This window comes from Pseudomonas sp. LSJ-87, from assembly GCF_032971465.1.
GTDB lineage: Bacteria > Pseudomonadota > Gammaproteobacteria > Pseudomonadales > Pseudomonadaceae > Aquipseudomonas > Aquipseudomonas putida_Z.
The window spans coordinates 107,803-124,871 of the sequence record NZ_JAWJYQ010000001.1 but is presented as its reverse complement, the minus strand read 5'-3'; the positions used below and the strand labels follow the sequence as shown (position 1 = coordinate 124,871).

At 65.0% G+C, this 17,069-nt stretch carries 19 protein-coding genes; 5 read left to right on the top strand and 14 right to left on the bottom strand.

What is annotated here, in order from left to right:
• Window positions 1–64 precede the first annotated feature (64 nt).
• Both RYH74_RS00505 and RYH74_RS00500 read left to right on the top strand, forming a co-directional pair.
• Window positions 65–484 (top strand): phasin family protein, encoded by a 420-nt coding sequence (locus RYH74_RS00505; protein ID WP_023663112.1) that lies wholly within the window; start codon window positions 65–67, stop codon window positions 482–484.
• A 10-nt stretch (window positions 485–494) separates the two neighbouring features.
• Entirely contained in the window at window positions 495–1,268 is a 774-nt protein-coding gene (locus RYH74_RS00500; RefSeq protein ID WP_137162563.1) for a phasin family protein, read from the top strand.
• Between the two features lie 130 nt (window positions 1,269–1,398).
• Here RYH74_RS00500 and RYH74_RS00495 read toward each other — a convergent pair whose 3' ends face one another.
• From RYH74_RS00495 to gshB, 14 genes are all read right to left on the bottom strand, one after another.
• A complete protein-coding gene (locus RYH74_RS00495; protein WP_075046596.1) occupies window positions 1,399–2,013 on the bottom strand; it encodes a TetR/AcrR family transcriptional regulator in 615 nt (204 codons plus the stop codon).
• Between the two features lie 13 nt (window positions 2,014–2,026).
• Complete coding sequence (phaC, locus tag RYH74_RS00490; protein WP_317408812.1) at window positions 2,027–3,709, bottom strand: class II poly(R)-hydroxyalkanoic acid synthase; 1,683 nt, start codon at window positions 3,707–3,709, stop codon at window positions 2,027–2,029.
• Window positions 3,710–3,877: 168 nt separating this feature from the next.
• The gene (gene phaZ / locus RYH74_RS00485; protein WP_085587802.1) at window positions 3,878–4,729 is read right to left on the bottom strand and encodes a poly(3-hydroxyalkanoate) depolymerase; all 852 of its coding nucleotides are present in this window, start codon (window positions 4,727–4,729) and stop codon (window positions 3,878–3,880) included.
• Between the two features lie 62 nt (window positions 4,730–4,791).
• Window positions 4,792–6,471 carry a class II poly(R)-hydroxyalkanoic acid synthase gene (phaC, locus tag RYH74_RS00480; RefSeq protein ID WP_137162561.1) on the bottom strand — a complete coding sequence of 560 codons (1,680 nt, stop codon included), beginning with the start codon at window positions 6,469–6,471 and terminating at the stop codon, window positions 4,792–4,794.
• 269 nt (window positions 6,472–6,740) lie between these two features.
• Entirely contained in the window at window positions 6,741–7,118 is a 378-nt protein-coding gene (locus tag RYH74_RS00475) for a gamma-butyrobetaine hydroxylase-like domain-containing protein (protein ID WP_003249306.1), read from the bottom strand.
• A 163-nt stretch (window positions 7,119–7,281) separates the two neighbouring features.
• Entirely contained in the window at window positions 7,282–8,625 is a 1,344-nt protein-coding gene (gene hslU, locus RYH74_RS00470) for an ATP-dependent protease ATPase subunit HslU (RefSeq protein WP_015272084.1), read from the bottom strand.
• Between the two features lie 76 nt (window positions 8,626–8,701).
• Window positions 8,702–9,232, bottom strand: a complete 531-nt coding sequence (hslV, locus tag RYH74_RS00465; RefSeq protein WP_003249309.1) for an ATP-dependent protease subunit HslV — start codon at window positions 9,230–9,232, stop codon at window positions 8,702–8,704.
• Window positions 9,233–9,477: 245 nt separating this feature from the next.
• Window positions 9,478–10,749 carry a dihydroorotase gene (locus RYH74_RS00460; protein WP_075046592.1) on the bottom strand — a complete coding sequence of 424 codons (1,272 nt, stop codon included), beginning with the start codon at window positions 10,747–10,749 and terminating at the stop codon, window positions 9,478–9,480.
• A complete protein-coding gene (locus RYH74_RS00455) occupies window positions 10,746–11,750 on the bottom strand; it encodes an aspartate carbamoyltransferase catalytic subunit (RefSeq protein ID WP_003257774.1) in 1,005 nt (334 codons plus the stop codon). The genes RYH74_RS00460 and RYH74_RS00455 overlap by 4 nt, the downstream gene beginning before the upstream one ends.
• Window positions 11,751–11,762: 12 nt before the next feature.
• Window positions 11,763–12,281 carry a bifunctional pyr operon transcriptional regulator/uracil phosphoribosyltransferase PyrR gene (gene pyrR, locus RYH74_RS00450; RefSeq protein ID WP_063912001.1) on the bottom strand — a complete coding sequence of 173 codons (519 nt, stop codon included), beginning with the start codon at window positions 12,279–12,281 and terminating at the stop codon, window positions 11,763–11,765.
• A 49-nt stretch (window positions 12,282–12,330) separates the two neighbouring features.
• On the bottom strand, window positions 12,331–12,768 hold the full coding sequence (ruvX, locus tag RYH74_RS00445) for a Holliday junction resolvase RuvX (RefSeq protein WP_013974530.1): 438 nt from the start codon (window positions 12,766–12,768) through the stop codon (window positions 12,331–12,333).
• Complete coding sequence (locus RYH74_RS00440) at window positions 12,768–13,337, bottom strand: YqgE/AlgH family protein (protein ID WP_015272081.1); 570 nt, start codon at window positions 13,335–13,337, stop codon at window positions 12,768–12,770. Before RYH74_RS00440 ends, ruvX begins: the two co-directional genes overlap by 1 nt.
• A 171-nt stretch (window positions 13,338–13,508) precedes the next feature.
• Window positions 13,509–14,414, bottom strand: a complete 906-nt coding sequence (locus RYH74_RS00435) for an energy transducer TonB (RefSeq protein ID WP_317408809.1) — start codon at window positions 14,412–14,414, stop codon at window positions 13,509–13,511.
• A 91-nt stretch (window positions 14,415–14,505) separates the two neighbouring features.
• Window positions 14,506–15,459, bottom strand: a complete 954-nt coding sequence (gene gshB / locus RYH74_RS00430; protein WP_025340907.1) for a glutathione synthase — start codon at window positions 15,457–15,459, stop codon at window positions 14,506–14,508.
• A gap of 239 nt (window positions 15,460–15,698) precedes the next feature.
• Here gshB and RYH74_RS00425 point away from each other — a divergent pair, with 239 nt between their 5' ends.
• From RYH74_RS00425 to RYH74_RS00415, 3 genes are read left to right on the top strand one after another with little or no spacing between them, the layout of a single operon-like run.
• Window positions 15,699–16,100, top strand: coding sequence for a PleD family two-component system response regulator (locus RYH74_RS00425; RefSeq protein WP_003257770.1), 402 nt, complete (start codon window positions 15,699–15,701; stop codon window positions 16,098–16,100).
• Window positions 16,101–16,147: 47 nt separating this feature from the next.
• A complete protein-coding gene (gene pilH / locus RYH74_RS00420; RefSeq protein ID WP_025340906.1) occupies window positions 16,148–16,513 on the top strand; it encodes a twitching motility response regulator PilH in 366 nt (121 codons plus the stop codon).
• Window positions 16,510–17,064 (top strand): chemotaxis protein CheW, encoded by a 555-nt coding sequence (locus RYH74_RS00415; RefSeq protein ID WP_025340905.1) that lies wholly within the window; start codon window positions 16,510–16,512, stop codon window positions 17,062–17,064. The genes pilH and RYH74_RS00415 overlap by 4 nt, the downstream gene beginning before the upstream one ends.
• The last annotated feature ends 5 nt before the right edge of the window (window positions 17,065–17,069 follow it).

The window sequence follows — 17,069 nt, the reverse complement described above, 5'->3', positions numbered from 1 at the left end:
CTTGTGCTCAAGCCCAACCTCCATGGGCGGTTCCTCCTCCACTCATGAGCATGAGGTACAGAGCATGGCCAAAGTGACTGTGAAGAAAAAGGACGACGCCCCGGGTACGCTGGGCGAGGTGCGCGGCTACGCGCGCAAGATCTGGCTGGCGGGCATCGGCGCCTATGCGCGTGTGGGCCAGGAAGGCTCCGACTACTTCAATGAGCTGGTCAAGGCCGGCGAAGGCGTCGAGAAGCGTGGCAAGAAGCGCATCGACAAGGAGCTCGATGCTGCCAACAACCAGATCGACGAAGCGACCCAGGAAGTCAGTCGCGTACGCGGCAAGGTCGAAGTTCAACTGGACAAGATCGAAAAAGCTTTCGACGCGCGGGTAGGTCGCGCCTTGAATCGCCTTGGCATTCCGTCTAAACATGACGTTGAGGCGTTGTCCATCAAGCTTGAACAGCTTCACGAGCTGCTCGAGCGCGTCGCGCACAAACCATAAGGAGAGCAGGATGGCTGGCAAGAAGAATTCCGAGAAAGAAGGCAGCTCCTGGGTCGGCGGGATCGAGAAGTACTCCCGCAAGATCTGGCTGGCGGGGCTTGGTATCTATTCGAAGATCGACCAGGACGGCCCGAAGCTGTTCGATTCGCTGGTGAAGGATGGCGAGAAGGCCGAGAAGCAGGCGAAGAAGACCGCAGAAGATGTTGCTGAAACTGCCAAGTCGTCGACCACTTCGCGTGTGTCGGGCGTGAAGGACCGTGCGCTGGGCAAGTGGAGCGAACTCGAAGAGGCCTTCGACAAGCGCCTGAACAGTGCCATCTCGCGCCTTGGCGTGCCGAGCCGCAACGAGATCAAGGCCCTGCACCAGCAGGTGGACAGCCTGACCAAGCAGATCGAGAAACTCACCGGCGCTTCGGTTACCCCGATTTCGTCGCGCACTGCAGCCAAACCGGCTGCGAGCAAGGCGGCGGCCAAGCCACTGGCCAAGACGGCAGCGGCCAAGCCTGCGGCAAAAACCGCGGCAGCCAAGCCGGCAGCCAAGGCCGCAGCGGCTAAACCTGCTGCGAAGACTGCAGCGGCCAAGCCTGCGGCGAAACCGGCAGCGGCCAAGCCAGCCGTGGCGAAGAAGCCTGCAGTGAAGAAAGCACCGGCCAAGCCGGCAGCTGCCAAGCCGGCAGCTCCAGCGGCCAGCGCCGCTCCGGCCGCTAGCGCAGCTTCGGCGCCCACTGCGGCTCCGGCCAGCAACCCGCCTTCGGCACAGACAGGCACCGGTACCCTGATCTGATACCGCGTCGCCTTCTTCGCGGGTAAACCCGCTCCCACAGGTACTGCGCCGCTTGTAAGCTCTGCACCGTACCTGTGGGAGCGGGTTCACCCGCGAATGCGTCGACTGCTGCAATACATCCCAGTCAGGCTTACCCCTCCAGATACCGCACCGCCAACTGCTCCGCCGCCCCCCGCGCCTGGGCCTGCAGATGCGGCGCCACCAGCATCATCACCTGGTACACCACAATCCCCACATCCCCCTCGCGCCCCAGTACCCGCTGATAATCCAGCGAGAACATCAGTGTCAGGGTGATCTGCTCCACCAGTTGCCCCAGCGCCTGGGTCTCGCTCTCTACCAACCCTTGGCCCTTGAGGCTGGCCAGCAACGCCGCCAGTGTGCGCTTGAGCGCGTTGATCAGGTTGCGCATGCCGCGGGCCAGTTTGGGCAGGCGCCCGGTCAGGTTCGACAGGTCCTGGAACAGGAAACGGTACTGCGCCATGCGTTCGACGATCAGGTGCAGGAACAGCCAGTAATCCTCGGCGTCCAGGCGTACCTCCAGCGGCGGGTCGAGCAAGGGCATCAGCGCTTCTTCAAAGCGCTCGAACAACCCCAGCACCAACGGCTCCTTGCCGTGGAAGTGGTAGTAGAGGTTGCCAGGGCTGATGCCCAGTTCGTTGGCAATTTCCAGGGTGGATACGTTCGGTTCGCCCTGCTGGTTGAACAGCTGCAGGGCACATTCGAGGATACGGTCGCGAGTCTTCATCCAGTCGGCATGCTCATCGGGTCAGCACGTAGGTGCCCGGTGCGGGGCCCAGCGGTGGGTAGGTGGCATTGCCCAGTTCGCTGCGCGGTGCCTTGAGCGGGCCGGAGCGCGGGGTGATCCACTCCAGCCACAACGGCCACCAGCTGCCTTCGCTGCGCTTGGCGTCGTGGAACCAGGCACGCGGGTCGCTGGACAGCTTGGGGTTGGCCAGGTAGTAGGCCTTGGGGTTGCCGGGCGGGTTGATGATGCTCTGGATGTGCCCGCTGTTGGCCAGCACGAAGCGCCGGTCGCCACCTAGTAGCAAGGCCGAGCGGTACACCGCATCCCACGGGGTGATGTGGTCGTTGCTGCCGGCCACGGTGAAACTGTCCAGCTCGACCTTCTGCAGGTCGATGGGTGTGCCGCATACCTCCAGGCCGGCGGGGTGGGTCAGCGGGTTGAGCTTGAAGAAGTCCAGCAGGTCGCCATGCAGCGCGGCGGGCAGGCGCGTGCTGTCGGCGTTCCAGTACAGGATGTCGAAGGCTGGTGGTGTCTTGCCGAGCAGGTAGTTGTTGACCCAGTAGTTCCAGATCAGGTCGTTGGGCCGCATCCAGGCGAAGATCCGCGCCACCTCGGCGCCATCCAGCACACCGCGCTGGTAGGAGCGGCGCTTGGCGGCCTCGATGGTCTGCTCGTCGGCGAACAGGCTGGCGGGGCTTTCGAACTTGCTGTCCAGCAAGCTGACCAGGTAGGTGGCGCTGCGCACCCGGCGCAGCTGGTGCTTGGCCTGCAGGTGGCCCTGCAGTGCGGCCATGGTCAGGCCGCCGGCGCAGGCGCCCATCAGGTTGGGGTCGCGGTTGCCGCTGATGCTGCGGCAAGCGTTGAGCGCTTCTTCCAGGGCCTGAACGTAGCTGGACAGGCCCCATTCGCGGTGGCGCGGGTCGGGGTTGCGCCAGCTGACCATGAACACCTGCAGGCCATTCTTGAGCATGTACTGGACGAAGCTGTTGGTCGAGCTGAGGTCGAAGATGTAGAACTTGTTGATCTGTGGCGGCACCACCAGCAGTGGCCGGGCGTGCTGCTTTTCGCTCATCGGCTTGTACTGGATCAGCTCCAGCAGCTCGTTGCGAAACACCACGGCGCCGGTGGTCGCGGCCAGGTTGCCGCCCACTTCGAAGGCGCGCTCGTCGACCTGGCGTGGCAGGCCGTCATTGTGGCGCAGGTCATCGAGCAGGTGGGCCACACCGCGCACCAGGCTCTGGCCACCGCTGTTGAACAGTTCCTTGACCGCCAACGGGTTGAGCAGCGAGTTGCTCGGCGCCAGGGCATCGTTGATCAGGTTGAACAGGAAGTGCGCACGGGCCCGGTCATCGTCGTCCAGGTGGCTCTCCTCGATCCACAGGCGGGTCTGCTTCTGCCAGGCCAGGTAGGCCTGCAGACCGCGACGGTAGAACGGGTTCTGGCTCCATGTCGGGTCATTGAAGCGCGTATCGCGCGGGTTCGGCTGAAGCGGTGTGTCACCCAGTATCACCCGGCCCAGCTGGCCACCCAGGGCCAACAGGTGATGTGCGGTGTGCAGCGGGTGACGCAGGCTTTGGCGGCTGACATTGCGCAGCGTGGAAATCAGGTCACGGCCGCGCAGGCCGAGGATGGCGTTCTGCACATTCATGCTGGTGGCGGGAAGCGTTGGCGTTCCTTTGGCCGGTTGGTCTTTCATGGCAACACTCCCTCGTCCTGACCTGGTGCCTCATGACTAAACATATTCACTGATTTAGCAGGGTCTCTGTGGGAGCGGGTTCACCCGCGAACACCGGCGAAGCCGGTGCCATACACCGAGTTGGATTCTTCGCGGGTGAACCCGCTCCCACAGGGCCCCAAATCGCCTTCACACACCCGAAGCCGGGCGAGGGTGCATGACGGCGCGCTGTCGTTCTTGCTGAAGGAACTTCATGATGATCGGGGCGACGGCCTCGGCCCGGGTGATCAGGAACAAATGACCGTCGTCGATAATGTGTAGCTGGGCATTGGGAATCCGCCAGGCCAGCAGGCGCATGTTGATCAGCGGGATCAGCGGGTCGTCGTCGCCGGCCAGCACCAGGGTCGGTTGCTGGATCTTGTGCAGCCAGTGGATGCTGGTCCAGCCGAGCCCGGCGAACAGCTGCCAGTAGTAGCCCATCTTGCCGCCGGAGCGCACCTTGGCGGCGTGCTGCATGGCCAGTTCGGGGTCACGCCGGAAGCCGCCGCCATAGATCGTCGGCGCAATGCGGATGACATGCGACGGCTGCACGTAACGCCGTGGGCTGGCCATCATCCACAACACCTTGGGCTTGCCTGGCACCATCACCGCACCGGCTGCGGTGGCGGCCAGCACCAGTTTTTTGCAGCGTTCGGGGTAATCGTGGGCGAACTGCTGGGCCAGGGCGCCGCCCCAGGACACACCGATGACATTGACCTGGCCGTAGTCGAGGTAGTCGAGCATGCGTGCCGTCAGCTTGGCCAACCCGGGGAAGCGGTATGGGTGGCGCGGCGTGGACGAGCCGCCGACCCCGGGTACGTCAAAGGCAATGACTTCCAGGTCCGGGTCCAGTGCTTCGATGAACGGAAACACCAGCTCCAGGTTGGCACCGATGCCGTTGAAGATCAGCAGCGGCGTCAGGTGCGGCTTGCCCGGGCGGACGGCGGTGCGGATGGACTGGTTGTCCAGCTCGACGGTCCTGAAGATGTAGGGTTGCGGCATGCGCGTGACTCATGGGGTGAATGAACACCGTGGCGCCCCGCAGGGGGCCACGGCGCTGCAGCTCAACGCTCGTGAACGTAGGTGCCCGGGGATGCCTCGCCAGCGGCATAGGCACGGTTGCCCAGGCGGGTCGGCGCCTTTTTCAGCTCGCCAGCACGCTCGCCCAGCCAGCTTTGCCAGTGCAGCCACCAGGAGTCGGCATGCTTGGTGGCGTTCTCCTGCCAGGCCACCGGGTCACCCGGGCGATCGGCACCGGTCATGAAGCGCGCCTTGGGGTTGCCTGGCGGGTTGAGGATGCTCTGGATGTGGCCGCTGTTGGACAGCACGAACTCGATCTTGCCGCCGAACAGGTGCGCCGAGCGGTAGCACGACTGCCACGGGGTGATGTGGTCGTTGGTGCCGGCAAGGCTGTAGATGTCGCATTTGACCTGTTTCAGGTCGATCGGAGTGCCGCAAACCTCCAGGGCATCCGGGCGGGTCAGCGGGTTGCTCTTGAACATTTCGATCAGGTCGCCGTGGAAGGCGGCCGGCAGGCGCGTGGTGTCGTTGTTCCAGAACAGGATGTCGAACACCGGCGGCTCGTTGCCGAGCAGGTAGTTGTTGACCCAGTAGTTCCAGATCAGGTCGTTGGGGCGCATCCAGGCGAACACCTTGGCCATCTCGCTGCCTTCGAGCACGCCGGCCTGGTAGGAGTGGCGCTTGGCGGCCTCCAAAGTCTGCTCGTCGACGAACAGGGCGACCTGGTTGTCCATGGTGGTGTCCAGCACGCTGACCAGCAGTGTCAGGGCATTGACCTTGTTTTCGCCGAGGGCGGCATAGTGGCCGACCAATGCCGTGCAGGTGATGCCGCCGGAGCAGGCACCGAGCATGTTCAGGTCCTTGCTGCCGGTAATCGCCAGCACCGCGTCGACCGCCTCCTTGAGCGCGTCGATGTAGGTGGACAGGCCCCATTCGCGCTGGGCTTTGGTCGGGTTGCGCCAGCTGATGATGAAGGTCTGCTGCTGCGAGCGCAGGCAGTAGCGCGCCAGGCTCTTTTCCGGGCTCAGGTCGAATACGTAGAACTTGTTGATCTGCGGCGGCACCACCAGCAGCGGGCGGGCATGCACCTGCTCGGTGATGGGGTTGTACTGGATCAGCTCCAGCACATCGTTGCGGTACACCACGGCGCCTTCACTGGTGCCCAGGTTCTTGCCCACCTCGAAGGCGTCCATGTTCACCTGGCTGGGCATGCCACCGTTGTTGACCAGGTCCTTGGCCAGGTTGGACAGGCCATCGAGCAGGCTCTTGCCGCCGGTTTCGAAGAAGCGTTTGACCGCTGCCGGGTTGGACAGGGTGTTGGTCGGAGCCATGGCTTCGGTCATCAGGTTGATGACGAACTGGCCGCGGCTGATGTCCTGGGGCGACAGGTCACTGTTGCCGATCCAGTCCTGCAGCTCCTTGCGCCAGGCCAGATAGGTTTGCAGGTAGCGGCGGTAAAGTGGGTTGTTGCTCCATGCCGGGTCATTGAAGCGACGGTCGTCGCTTTCCGGGGCAAGGCTGGACTTGCCCAGCAGCACGTTCTTCAGCTCCAGGCCAAAGTGGGCCACATGCTTGGCGCTGTGCAGCGGTTGGCGCACGGCCTGGCGCAGCACGGTGCGTGCCGAGCTCAACAGGTCTTTGCGGCGGATACCGATGACCGGGTTCAACCCCAGGGTGTTTTCCGAGGCCTGCCGCTGCAGCTCATCGTTGTTCTTGTTACTCATCTACGACGCTCCGTTGTCCTGAGACGAGTACCGGTTGCTGTGGCGGGTGCACAGTTCTGAGCCCGGTACTGCTACTCGGGTGACCAGTGATAAGGAACAGCGGTGCTGCGAGGGTTCTGACTACCTGCAATTTGATACAGGGAACTTGCCACCCCCCATTGGTTACCCGACTTTCATGTAATGCGCAAGACAGCCCGTCACTGGGCTGTCTGTAAGTCATTCAAACAGATGATTTTAGAAAATGCGCTCTAAATCCTGCAGGCCTTGCGCTAGAGCATGAGTTTGACCACCGACTCGGCAGGGTCGCGGGATTTCCCGGCCTTGTGCAGTTCGTCGAGGTACTCGGCCCACAGCTGTTCCTGGCGCAGGCACAGCTGCTCGAGGTATTCCCAAGTGAACAGGCCGCTGTCATGGCCGTCGTCGAAGGTCAGTTTCAGTGCGTATTGCCCGGCAGGTTCCAGGCCGCTGAGGCCGACGTTGATCTTGCCGAACTGCAGGATGGGGTTGCCGTGGCCCTGGACCTCGGCGGAGGGGGAGTGCACGCGCAGGAATTCGGCAGGCAGGTGGTAGACCTCGCCGGGGGCGTAGGTGAGGCTGAGGGTTTTCGAAGCTTTGTGCAGGTTGATGGCGGTGGGCAGGCGGGCCATGGGCGGAATCTCTCGGGAGCTGATGAAGCAAGCTTCCAGCTTATGATGGAGGGATTCAAGGGCCTCTTCGCGGGCGCGCCCGCTCCCACAGGATCACCACATGCTTTGGGTCTGTGGTGATCCTGTGGGAGCGGGCGTGCCCGCGAAGCTGTCGACGCCGGTTTTACAGGATGTAACGCGACAGGTCTTCGTTCTGCGCCAGCTCACCCAGGTGGCTGTTCACATACGCCGCGTCGATCTGGATCGGCGCTTCGTCATGGGTGCTGGCCAGGTCGCCAGCACTGAACGACACCTCTTCGAGCAAACGCTCGAGAAGGGTGTGCAGGCGGCGGGCACCGATGTTCTCGGTCTTCTCGTTGACCTGGTAGGCAATCTCGGCCAGGCGCTTGATACCGTCGGCGAGGAACTCGATGTTCAGGCCTTCGGTCTTGAGCAGGGCCTGGTACTGTTCGGTCAGCGACGCGTGCGGCTCCTGCAGGATGCGCTCGAAGTCTTCCGGGGTCAGGGCCTTGAGCTCCACACGGATCGGCAGGCGGCCTTGCAGCTCGGGCACCAGGTCGCTCGGCTTGCTCAGGTGGAACGCACCCGAGGCAATGAACAGGATGTGGTCGGTCTTGACCATGCCCAGCTTGGTGTTGACGGTGCAGCCTTCGATCAGCGGCAGCAGGTCGCGCTGCACGCCTTCACGGGACACGTCGGCGCCGCCAACATTGCCGCGCTTGGCAACCTTGTCGATTTCGTCGATGAATACGATGCCGTGCTGCTCGACAGCTTCCAGGGCCTTGGCCTTGAGCTCTTCCTCGTTGACCAGGCGGCTCGCTTCTTCATCGCGAACCATCTTCAGTGCTTCTTTCACCTTCAGCTTGCGCGCCTTGCGCTTGCCTTTGCCCATGTTGGCGAACAGGCTCTGCAGCTGGTTGGTCATTTCTTCCATGCCGGGCGGCGCGGCAATTTCGACGCCCACGGCATCGGCCACTTCGATCTCGATTTCCTTGTCGTCCAGCTGGCCTTCGCGCAGGCGCTTGCGGAACAGCTGGCGGGTGTTGGAATCGGTGCTGGTCTGCGCGGCTTCCTCGGCGAAGCTGCTGACCCGCGCCTGCGGCAGCAGGGCGTCGAGGATGCGGTCTTCGGCGGCGTCTTCGGCGCGGTGGCGCACGCGGATGATCTCTTGCTCACGCAGCATCTTCAGCGCGGCATCGGCCAGGTCACGGATGATCGACTCGACGTCGCGGCCCACGTAGCCCACTTCGGTGAACTTGGTGGCTTCGACCTTGAGGAACGGCGCGTTGGCCAGCTTGGCCAGGCGGCGGGCGATTTCGGTCTTGCCGACGCCGGTAGGGCCGATCATCAGGATGTTCTTCGGGGTCACTTCGGCGCGCAGCTCGGCGGGAAGCTGCATGCGCCGCCAGCGGTTGCGCAGGGCGATGGCCACGGCGCGCTTGGCGTCGTCCTGGCCGATGATGTGGCGGTTGAGTTCGTGGACGATCTCGCGGGGGGTCATGGACATGATGAAAATGGTCCTCGGGCGGAATGAATCAGCGTGGAAAAACCCCATCACCGGGATGGGGCGCCAGAACAGCTGATCAGTCGGCCAGGTCCTGCTCCTCGATGGTCAGGTTGTGGTTGGTGAACACGCAGATGTCGCCGGCGATGTTCAGGGCGGTCTCGGCGATTTCACGGGCCGAGAGGTCGGTCTTGTTCAGCAGGGCGCGGGCTGCGGCCTGGGCGTAGGCGCCGCCGGAACCCATGGCGATCAGGCCGTCTTCGGGTTCGACCACGTCGCCGTTGCCGGTGATGATCAGGGAGGCGTCCTTGTTGGCCACGGCCAGCATGGCCTCCAGGCGGCTCAGGGAACGGTCGGTACGCCATTCCTTGGCCAGCTCCACGGCAGCGCGGACCAGGTGGCCCTGATGTTTCTCGAGCTGGCCTTCAAAGCGCTCGAACAGGGTGAACGCATCGGCGGTGGCGCCGGCGAAGCCCGCGATGACCTGGCCGTGGTACAGGCGGCGCACCTTCTTGGCGTTGCCTTTCATCACGGTGTTGCCGAGGGATACCTGGCCGTCGCCGCCCATGACGACTTTGCCGTTACGGCGGACAGAAACGATGGTGGTCAAGGGGAGAGTCTCCACGCAGCGGGGCGAAAGTGCCTGATGCAGACTCATATGGGGGTGGGGGGAAGGATTTCAACCGTGGGGGATGAATGGTCGGTGCAGGCTCAAGGTTGTACGCGGTCAATGTGGGAGCGGCCTTGCGTCGCGAAAGGGCCGCGCAGCGGCCCCAGGTTCTCGGCATCATGCATGGATTGCTGGGGCCGCTTTGCGGCCCTATCGCGACACAAGGCCGCTCCCACAGGGGTTACTCAGGCCTCGTGGCAGACATGCCCATCGACCAAGGTATAACGCACCGCACCCGGCAGGCAGTGGCCGATGAACGGGCAGTTCTCACCGCGCGAGAACCACTGCTCGCCGGCCACGGTCGAGGCTTGCGGGTCGAACAGCACCAGGTCGGCCGCGCCTCCCACTTTCAGCTCGCCGGCCGGCAGGCGCAGGGCCGCCGCGGGGCCGCTGCTCAGGCGGGCCAGCAAGGTTGGCAGGTCGAGCAGGCCGTCCTGCACCAGGGTCATGGCCAGCGGCAGCAGCAGCTCGACGCTGCTGATGCCCGGCTCGGTGGCGCCGAACGGAGCCAGCTTGGCGTCGCGCTCGTGCGGCTGGTGGTGGCTGGAAATCGCCTGGATCACCCCCGACTTCACCGCCTCGCGCAGGCCGTCGCGGTCAGCGGCGGTGCGCAGCGGCGGCTGCACGTGGTACAGGCTGGAGAACTCGCGCAGCGATTCGTCGGTGAGGATCAGCTGGTACAGCGCCACATCGGCGGTCACCGGCAGGCCCAGGGCCTGGGCTTGGGCGATCAGCCGCGCGCCACGGGCGCTGGTGATCTGGGTGAAGTGCGCACGCACGCCGGTCTGTTCCACCAGCAGCAGGTTGCGCGCCAGGGCCACGGTCTCGGCGGTTTCCGGAATGCCCGGCAGGCCGAGGAAGCTGGCCATGGCGCCTTCGTGGGCCAGGCCACCCTGGGCCAGGTCGCGGTCCTGGGAGTGGAACACCACGGTCAGGTCGAAGGTGGCGGCGTATTCCAGGGCGCGGGCCAGGGTACGGTTGTTGGGGATTTCCTTCAGGCCATTGCCGAAAGCCACGCAGCCGGTGTCGCGCAGGGCCACCAGCTCGGCCAGTTGTTCGCCTTCCAGGCCCTTGGTCAGGGCGCCGATCGGGTAGACCTTGCTGTTGGCGGCCTCGCGGGCGCGGTCGAGGATCAGTTCGGCCACGGCCGAGGTGTCCAGCACCGGCTTGGTCTGCGGCGGGCAGCACAGGCTGGTGACACCGCCGGCGACGGCGGCGCGGGTTTCACTGGCGATGTTGCCTTTGCGGCTGTAGCCCGGCTCGCGCAGGGACACGCCGAGGTCGACCAGGCCTGGCGCGGCGACCAGGCCATCAGCCTGGATCGTGCGGCTGGCGCTGAAGCCGGCCGGGGCTGCACCGATGGCGGCGATGCGGCCGCCGTCCAGGTGCAGGTCGGTGACCTGGTCCAGGCCGCTGTTGGGGTCGATGACCCGGGCGCCGAGAATACTGATGGTCACTGGGCGTTCTCCTGGTCGAATTGACGTTGCGCGTTCTGCCCGCTCATGGCCATGGACAGCACGGCCATGCGCACGGCGATGCCGTAGGTGACCTGGTTGAGGATCACCGAGTGCTTGCCGTCGGCCACCGCCGACTCGATTTCCACGCCGCGGTTGATCGGGCCCGGGTGCATGACGATGGCGTCGGGCTTGGCCCCGGCCAGGCGCGCGGTGGTCAGGCCGAACAGGCGGTAGAACTCGCCTTCGCTGGGCAGCAGGCCACCGGCCATGCGCTCACGCTGCAGGCGCAGCATGATCACCACGTCGACGTCCTTCAGGCCTTCGGCGAGGTCGGTGTACACCTTCACGCCGTACTGCTCGATACCGATCGGGATCAGGGTTTTCGGGCCGATCACGCGGATGTCCGGGCAGCCCAGCGCTTTCAGCGCCAGCATGTCGGAGCGGGCCACGCGCGAGTGCAGGATGTCGCCGACGATGGCCACCGACAGGTTCTCGAAGCTGCCCTTGTGGCGGCGGATGGTGAGCATGTCGAGCATGCCCTGGGTCGGGTGCGCATGGCGGCCGTCACCACCGTTGATCACGGCAACTTCCGGGCACACGTGCTCGGCGATGAAGTGCGCGGCCCCGGAGTCGGAGTGGCGCACCACGAACATGTCGGCGGCCATGGCTTCGAGGTTGCGCAGGGTGTCGAACAGGGTCTCGCCCTTGCTGGTCGAGGAGGTCGACACGTTCAGGCTGATCACGTCAGCCGACAGGCGCTGGGCCGCCAGTTCGAAGGTGGTACGGGTACGGGTGGAGTTCTCGAAGAACACGTTGCACACGGTCTTGCCGCGTAGCAACGGGACTTTCTTCACGGCCCGGGCACCGACTTCCAGGAAGGAGTCGGCGGTGTCGAGGATCTCGGTGAGCAGTTCGCGGGGCAAACCGTCGAGCGAGAGGAAGTGGCGCAGCTGGCCCTGATCATTGAGCTGCAGCGGGCGCTTGGCGTCGATTGGCGTCATCGCGGGGGACTCTTAAAGGGCGGAAGCGGAGGCGAGGTCCTGGCGCTCGAGGGCGAGCGGTGCGGGTCCGGTCAATTTTACCCGTTCATGGGCGGCCAGCGACAGGGTGGCGCCGAGTACATTCGGGCGGATTGGCAGTTCGCCGGCATCCAGGTCCAGCAGGCAGACCAGGGTGACGCTGGCCGGGCGGCCATAATCGAACAGTTCGTTGAGCGCGGCGCGCACCGTGCGGCCGCTCATCAGCACGTCATCCACCAGCACCAGGTGCTGGCCCTCGACCTCGAACGGCAGCTCGGACGGGCGCACTTGCGGGTGCAGGCCGTTCTGGCTGAAGTCGTCGCGATAGAACGACACGTCCAGAGTGCCCATGGGACTGGTGTCGCCCATGGCTTCCTGCAGGGCCTGGGCAACCCAGACGCCGCCGGTGCGGATACCGATGTAGCGCGGTTCGGTAATTGCCCGGCGGGCCAGGTGGGCGCGAAGGTCGTCAGCCATCTGCCGGATCAGCTCGGCGGGATTGGGTAGGCTCATTGCGGGCTCCTCGGAAGGGTGCGCCGGGCGGGCCCGGCGGCAAAGATGATCAGGTATTGGCCTCCAGCCAGCCTTGCAGCAACAGGGCGGCGGCGATGGCATCGACCGGGTTGTCGCGGTAGCTGCCGCGCTGGCCGCCACGGGCCATGCGCTCGCCCTTGGCCTCGAAGGTGGTCAGGCGTTCGTCGTGGGTGTGCACGGGCAGGTTGAAGCGGCCGTTCAGGCGGCGGGCGAACTTTTCTGCGCGGGCGCTCATTTCGCTGGGGGTGCCGTCCATGTTCAGCGGCAGGCCGACGACGATGGCGTCGGGCTTCCATTCGGCAATCAGCTTTTCCACCTGGGCCCAGTCCGGCACGCCGTTCTGTGCCTTCAGGGTGCAAAGCTCGCGGGCCTGGCCGGTGACCACCTGGCCGACGGCTACGCCGATCTGTTTGCTGCCGTAGTCGAAGCCCAGCAGCAGACGCAGTTCAGGGTGCAGTTCGGCCATCAGGCGTGGCCCGCCTGGCTGGTCAGCAGGTTCAGGTTGATCCCCAGGCTGGCAGCGGCGGCTTCCAGGCGCAGGTCGCTGGTCAGGCCGAAGATGATTTCCGGGTCGAACGGGCAGTTGAGCCAGGCGTTATCGGCAAGCTCCGCTTCCAGTTGGCCCGCTTCCCAGCCGGCATAGCCCAGAGTGATCAGGCTCTGTTTCGGGCCTACCCCGGCGGCGATGGCAAGCAATATATCCTGCGAGGTGGTCAGCGACAGCCCCTCCAGCGCCACGGTGGCCTGGAAACTGCATTCGCTGCTGTGCAGTACGAAGCCACGGTCGGTCTGTACCGGGCCACCTTGGTAGATCGGCACCTGCAAGGTGCTGGCCGGTGGCATTTCGTCCGGGCGCAGCTGCTCGAGGATGTCGGCCAGGTTCAGCTCCTGCGGCCGGTTGACCACCAGGCCCATGGCGCCATGGGCGTTGTGCTCGACGATGTACGTGAGGGTCTGGGCGAAGTTCGGATCGGCCATGTGCGGCATGGCGATCAGGAACTGATGCTTGAGGTAGCTCGGCGTGAGGGTTTTCATGGGGGATAGTGTGGCGCCAGGTGGCGAGGCTGACAAGGTGCGTAACGAGGCTTGCGCGTTCCCTGTGGGAGCGGGTTTACCCGCGAATGCGCCAGATCAGGCAATGATGTCGCTTAGTCGGACGCTTTCGCGGGTAAACCCGCTCCCACAGGGACCGCGTAATGCCGCAGGTCAGTTACTGGACAAACGGTCCCCACGGGCAAAGCGCCAGGTGCGGATGATCTCCAGCCGGTCAAACTCGGCCAGGTCCCCGGTAAACGGCGCAAACGGCGCCGCCAGCCGCACGATGCGCTGCGCCGCCTGGTCCAGCACCGGTTGCCCGGACGACTCCAGTACCAGCACCTCGTACAGCGAGCCATCGCGGTTGATCGACACCATCATGCGCAGGTTGCCGTAGATCTGTTGCCGGCGCGCTTCGTCGGGGTAGTTCAGGTTGCCCACCCGCTCGACCTTCTTGCGCCACTCTTCCTTGTACCAGGCCCCCTTGTCGCGCATGGTCGAGGCGGCATTGAGCCGGTGGATGCGCGGGCGCTTGGCGTACATCTGCTGTTCGTTGGACAGCTCCGCCTCCAGGCTGGCGATCTGGCTGGACAACTGCGAGCTGTCGAAATCCGGTGCCGGGGCTGCCGGTTTGGGCTGCGGCTTGCTTTCCTTGGGCTTGGGCTCGACCTTCTGTGGCTTGGGCGCCGTGGTCACTACCGCCGACTTGTGCGGGACAGGGGGCGGTACCACCTCGGGCTTCGCGGCGGGTGGCGGGGTGATCTTGTTGATCTTGCTGTCCTGGAACGGTGCCAGTTCGGTGGTCTTGGGCACCGCTTTCTTGTCCAGGGTGCCGCTGCCCTGTTGGTTGTCCTGGGCCTGGAAATCGGCCTTCTCCGGCGGTTTCTCGCTCTTGAAGGTGGCCAGGGTGATGTCCATGGTGTGGCGGATTTCGGCAGGCTTGACCACGCTGAAGCCGACGCCGAGGATCAGCGCCAGGTGCACCAAGGCAGCCAGGAACAGGGTAAAGCCGAGCCGGTCCACCGGGCGAACACGGGGGGGCAGCAGGTCGGCGGGGATGTCAGCGGGCAGCGTCATCAGGTTTCCAGCAACCGCAGGGCGGGGTAGCAGGCCAGGCCAAAAGGACCCGCATCATACCCCACTCTGGGTTGTTGCCGTGCGTCGGCGGTCAGCGCGCCTTCAGCTGGCGATCAATGGCATCCATCAATTGCCCGCCGATATCGGTGTTGTAGGCGGCATCGATCTCGCGGATGCAGGTGGGGCTGGTGACGTTGATTTCGGTGAGGTAGTCGCCGATCACGTCCAGGCCCACGAACATCAGGCCCTTCTCGCGCAGGGTCGGGCCGACCTGGGCGGCGATCCAGCGGTCGCGGTCGGTCAGCGGGCGTGCTTCGCCACGGCCACCGGCGGCCAGGTTGCCACGGGTCTCGCCGCTGGCCGGGATACGCGCCAGGCAGTAGTCCACCGGCTCGCCGTCGATCATCAGGATGCGCTTGTCGCCGTCGACGATCTGCGGCAGGTATTCCTGCGCCATGATCTGCTGGTTGCCGTGCTGGGTCAGGGTTTCCAGGATCACCGACAGGTTCGGGTCGTCCTTGCGGTGGCGGAACACCGAGGCGCCGCCCATGCCGTCCAGCGGCTTGAGGATCACGTCACCACGGCTGTTGGCGAACTCGCGCAGGATGTCGACACGGCGGCTGACCAGGGTCGGCGCCATGCACTGCGGGAACTGGGTGGCGAACAGTTTTTCGTTGCAGTCGCGCAGGCTCTGCGGGCGGTTGACCACCAGCACGCCTTCGCGCTCGGCCTGCTCCAGCAGGTAGGTGCTGTAGACGAACTCCATGTCGAAGGGCGGGTCCTTGCGCATCAGGATCACGTCCAGCTCGGCCAGCGCGCTGTCCTGCTCGTCGCCCAGCTCGAACCAGCGGGCCGGGTCGGCGAACACTTTCAGCGGGCGCATTTGCGCACGCGCCTGGCCGGCGCCCAGGTACATATCGCGCTGTTCCATGTAGAACAGGCTCCAGCCGCGTGCCTGGGCGGCCAGCAGCATGGCCAGCGAGCTGTCCTTCTTGTAGGAGATGGACGCGATGGGGTCCATGACAATGCCGAGGCGAACGCTCATGGGGTGGTTCCTCTTGGCGGCGCGTGGCCGCGATGGATCGAAAGAAAAGTGGCTCAGGGTGGCGCCGTGAACGCCGCCGGTCAAGGGGCGCCGCAGATGGAACGGCCACCCGGAGTGTGCTAAAAATGCCAGTCATAGCGCTGAATGACAGGCCCATGGGGGCTGCTGCGCAGCCCTTATCGCGACGCAAGGCCGCTCCCACAACGGCCCCAGGATTTCGGCAAATGGTAGCCCAACAGATGGAACAACCCCTGAAGGTGATGGTGATCGACGATTCGCGCACGATCCGCCGCACCGCGCAGATGTTGCTCGGTGAAGCGGGCTGCGAGGTGATCACCGCCAGCGATGGCTTCGATGCCCTGGCCAAGATCGTCGACCACCAGCCCAGCATCATCTTCGTCGATGTGTTGATGCCGCGCCTGGACGGCTACCAGACCTGCGCGGTGATCAAGCACAACAGTGCCTTCAAGGACACCCCGGTCATTCTGCTGTCGTCACGTGACGGCCTGTTCGACAAGGCCCGCGGCCGGGTGGTCGGCTCCGACCAGTTCCTGACCAAACCGTTCAGCAAGGAAGAACTGCTCGACGCGATCCGCGCCCACGTGCCCGGTTTTGCCGCAGCCCAACAACACGCACCCTGACCGCGCCCCGCCATGGCACGGTCTTTCTTTCCTGATGGGGAACCAGCATGGCCCGAGTTCTGATTGTCGACGACTCGCCGACAGAGATGTACCGATTGACCGAATGGCTGGAAAAGCACGGCTACCAGGTGCTCAAGGCCAACAACGGTGCCGATGGCGTGGCCCTGGCCCGGCAGGACAAGCCCGACGCGGTGCTGATGGACATCGTCATGCCCGGCATGAACGGCTTCCAGGCCACCCGCCAGCTCAGCAAGGACCCGGAAACCAGCGCCATCCCGGTGATCGTGGTCACCACCAAGGACCAGGAAACCGACCGTATCTGGGCCACGCGCCAGGGCGCTCGTGACTTCCTGACCAAACCGGTGGAAGAGGACGCGCTGATCGCCAAGCTCAAAGAAGTGCTGGGGGCTTGACCACCCGCCCGCAGGGCGCGTCGCTGACCGCCTTCGAGTTGTTGCTGGACATCGACCGGCGCTGCCGCCTGCTGGTCGCCGACCAGCCGCCGCAGGACAACCGCCTGCAACAGTGGAGCGGCATCGGCTTTCGCATTGCCGGGCAATGGTTCGTCGCGCCCATGGGCGAGGTGGCCGAGGTGCTGCGCGAACCGCGCAGCAGCCGCGTCCCTGGTGTGCAGCCGTGGGTGTGCGGGGTAGCCAACCTGCGCGGCCGGCTGTTGCCGGTGATGGACCTGAGCAGCTTCTTCGGCCTGGGCCATGCCGCCCCGGGCAAGCAGCGGCGGGTGCTGGTGCTGGACCACGAGGACCTGTTCGTCGGCCTGCTGGTGGACGAGGTGCTGGGCCTGCAGCACTTTGCCCTGGACAGCCTGCAACTGTCGCCACCACAGCCCCTGATCCGCGCCGCTGCACGTTTCGTGCAGGGGCACTTCCCGCGTGAACGCAACTGGGCGATCTTCAGCCCCTTCGCCCTGGCCCAGGCGCCGGGCTTTCTCGATGTGGCGTTATAGGACCT

Excerpts from the sequence above, each read along its gene's own strand:
- RYH74_RS00425 (WP_003257770.1), top strand. The coding sequence starts at position 15,699 with ATGGAACAACCCCTGAAGGTGATGGTGATCGACGATTCGCGCACGATC.
- RYH74_RS00495 (WP_075046596.1), bottom strand. The coding sequence starts at position 2,013 with ATGAAGACTCGCGACCGTATCCTCGAATGTGCCCTGCAGCTGTTCAAC.
- RYH74_RS00505 (WP_023663112.1), top strand. The coding sequence starts at position 65 with ATGGCCAAAGTGACTGTGAAGAAAAAGGACGACGCCCCGGGTACGCTG.
- phaZ (WP_085587802.1), bottom strand. The coding sequence starts at position 4,729 with ATGCCGCAACCCTACATCTTCAGGACCGTCGAGCTGGACAACCAGTCC.
- RYH74_RS00435 (WP_317408809.1), bottom strand. The coding sequence starts at position 14,414 with ATGACGCTGCCCGCTGACATCCCCGCCGACCTGCTGCCCCCCCGTGTT.
- phaC (WP_317408812.1), bottom strand. The coding sequence starts at position 3,709 with ATGAAAGACCAACCGGCCAAAGGAACGCCAACGCTTCCCGCCACCAGC.
- pilH (WP_025340906.1), top strand. The coding sequence starts at position 16,148 with ATGGCCCGAGTTCTGATTGTCGACGACTCGCCGACAGAGATGTACCGA.
- hslU (WP_015272084.1), bottom strand. The coding sequence starts at position 8,625 with ATGTCCATGACCCCCCGCGAGATCGTCCACGAACTCAACCGCCACATC.
- pyrR (WP_063912001.1), bottom strand. The coding sequence starts at position 12,281 with ATGAGCCTACCCAATCCCGCCGAGCTGATCCGGCAGATGGCTGACGAC.
- ruvX (WP_013974530.1), bottom strand. The coding sequence starts at position 12,768 with ATGGCCGAACTGCACCCTGAACTGCGTCTGCTGCTGGGCTTCGACTAC.
- gshB (WP_025340907.1), bottom strand. The coding sequence starts at position 15,459 with ATGAGCGTTCGCCTCGGCATTGTCATGGACCCCATCGCGTCCATCTCC.
- RYH74_RS00455 (WP_003257774.1), bottom strand. The coding sequence starts at position 11,750 with ATGACGCCAATCGACGCCAAGCGCCCGCTGCAGCTCAATGATCAGGGC.
- RYH74_RS00475 (WP_003249306.1), bottom strand. The coding sequence starts at position 7,118 with ATGGCCCGCCTGCCCACCGCCATCAACCTGCACAAAGCTTCGAAAACC.
- phaC (WP_137162561.1), bottom strand. The coding sequence starts at position 6,471 with ATGAGTAACAAGAACAACGATGAGCTGCAGCGGCAGGCCTCGGAAAAC.
- RYH74_RS00440 (WP_015272081.1), bottom strand. The coding sequence starts at position 13,337 with ATGAAAACCCTCACGCCGAGCTACCTCAAGCATCAGTTCCTGATCGCC.
- RYH74_RS00500 (WP_137162563.1), top strand. The coding sequence starts at position 495 with ATGGCTGGCAAGAAGAATTCCGAGAAAGAAGGCAGCTCCTGGGTCGGC.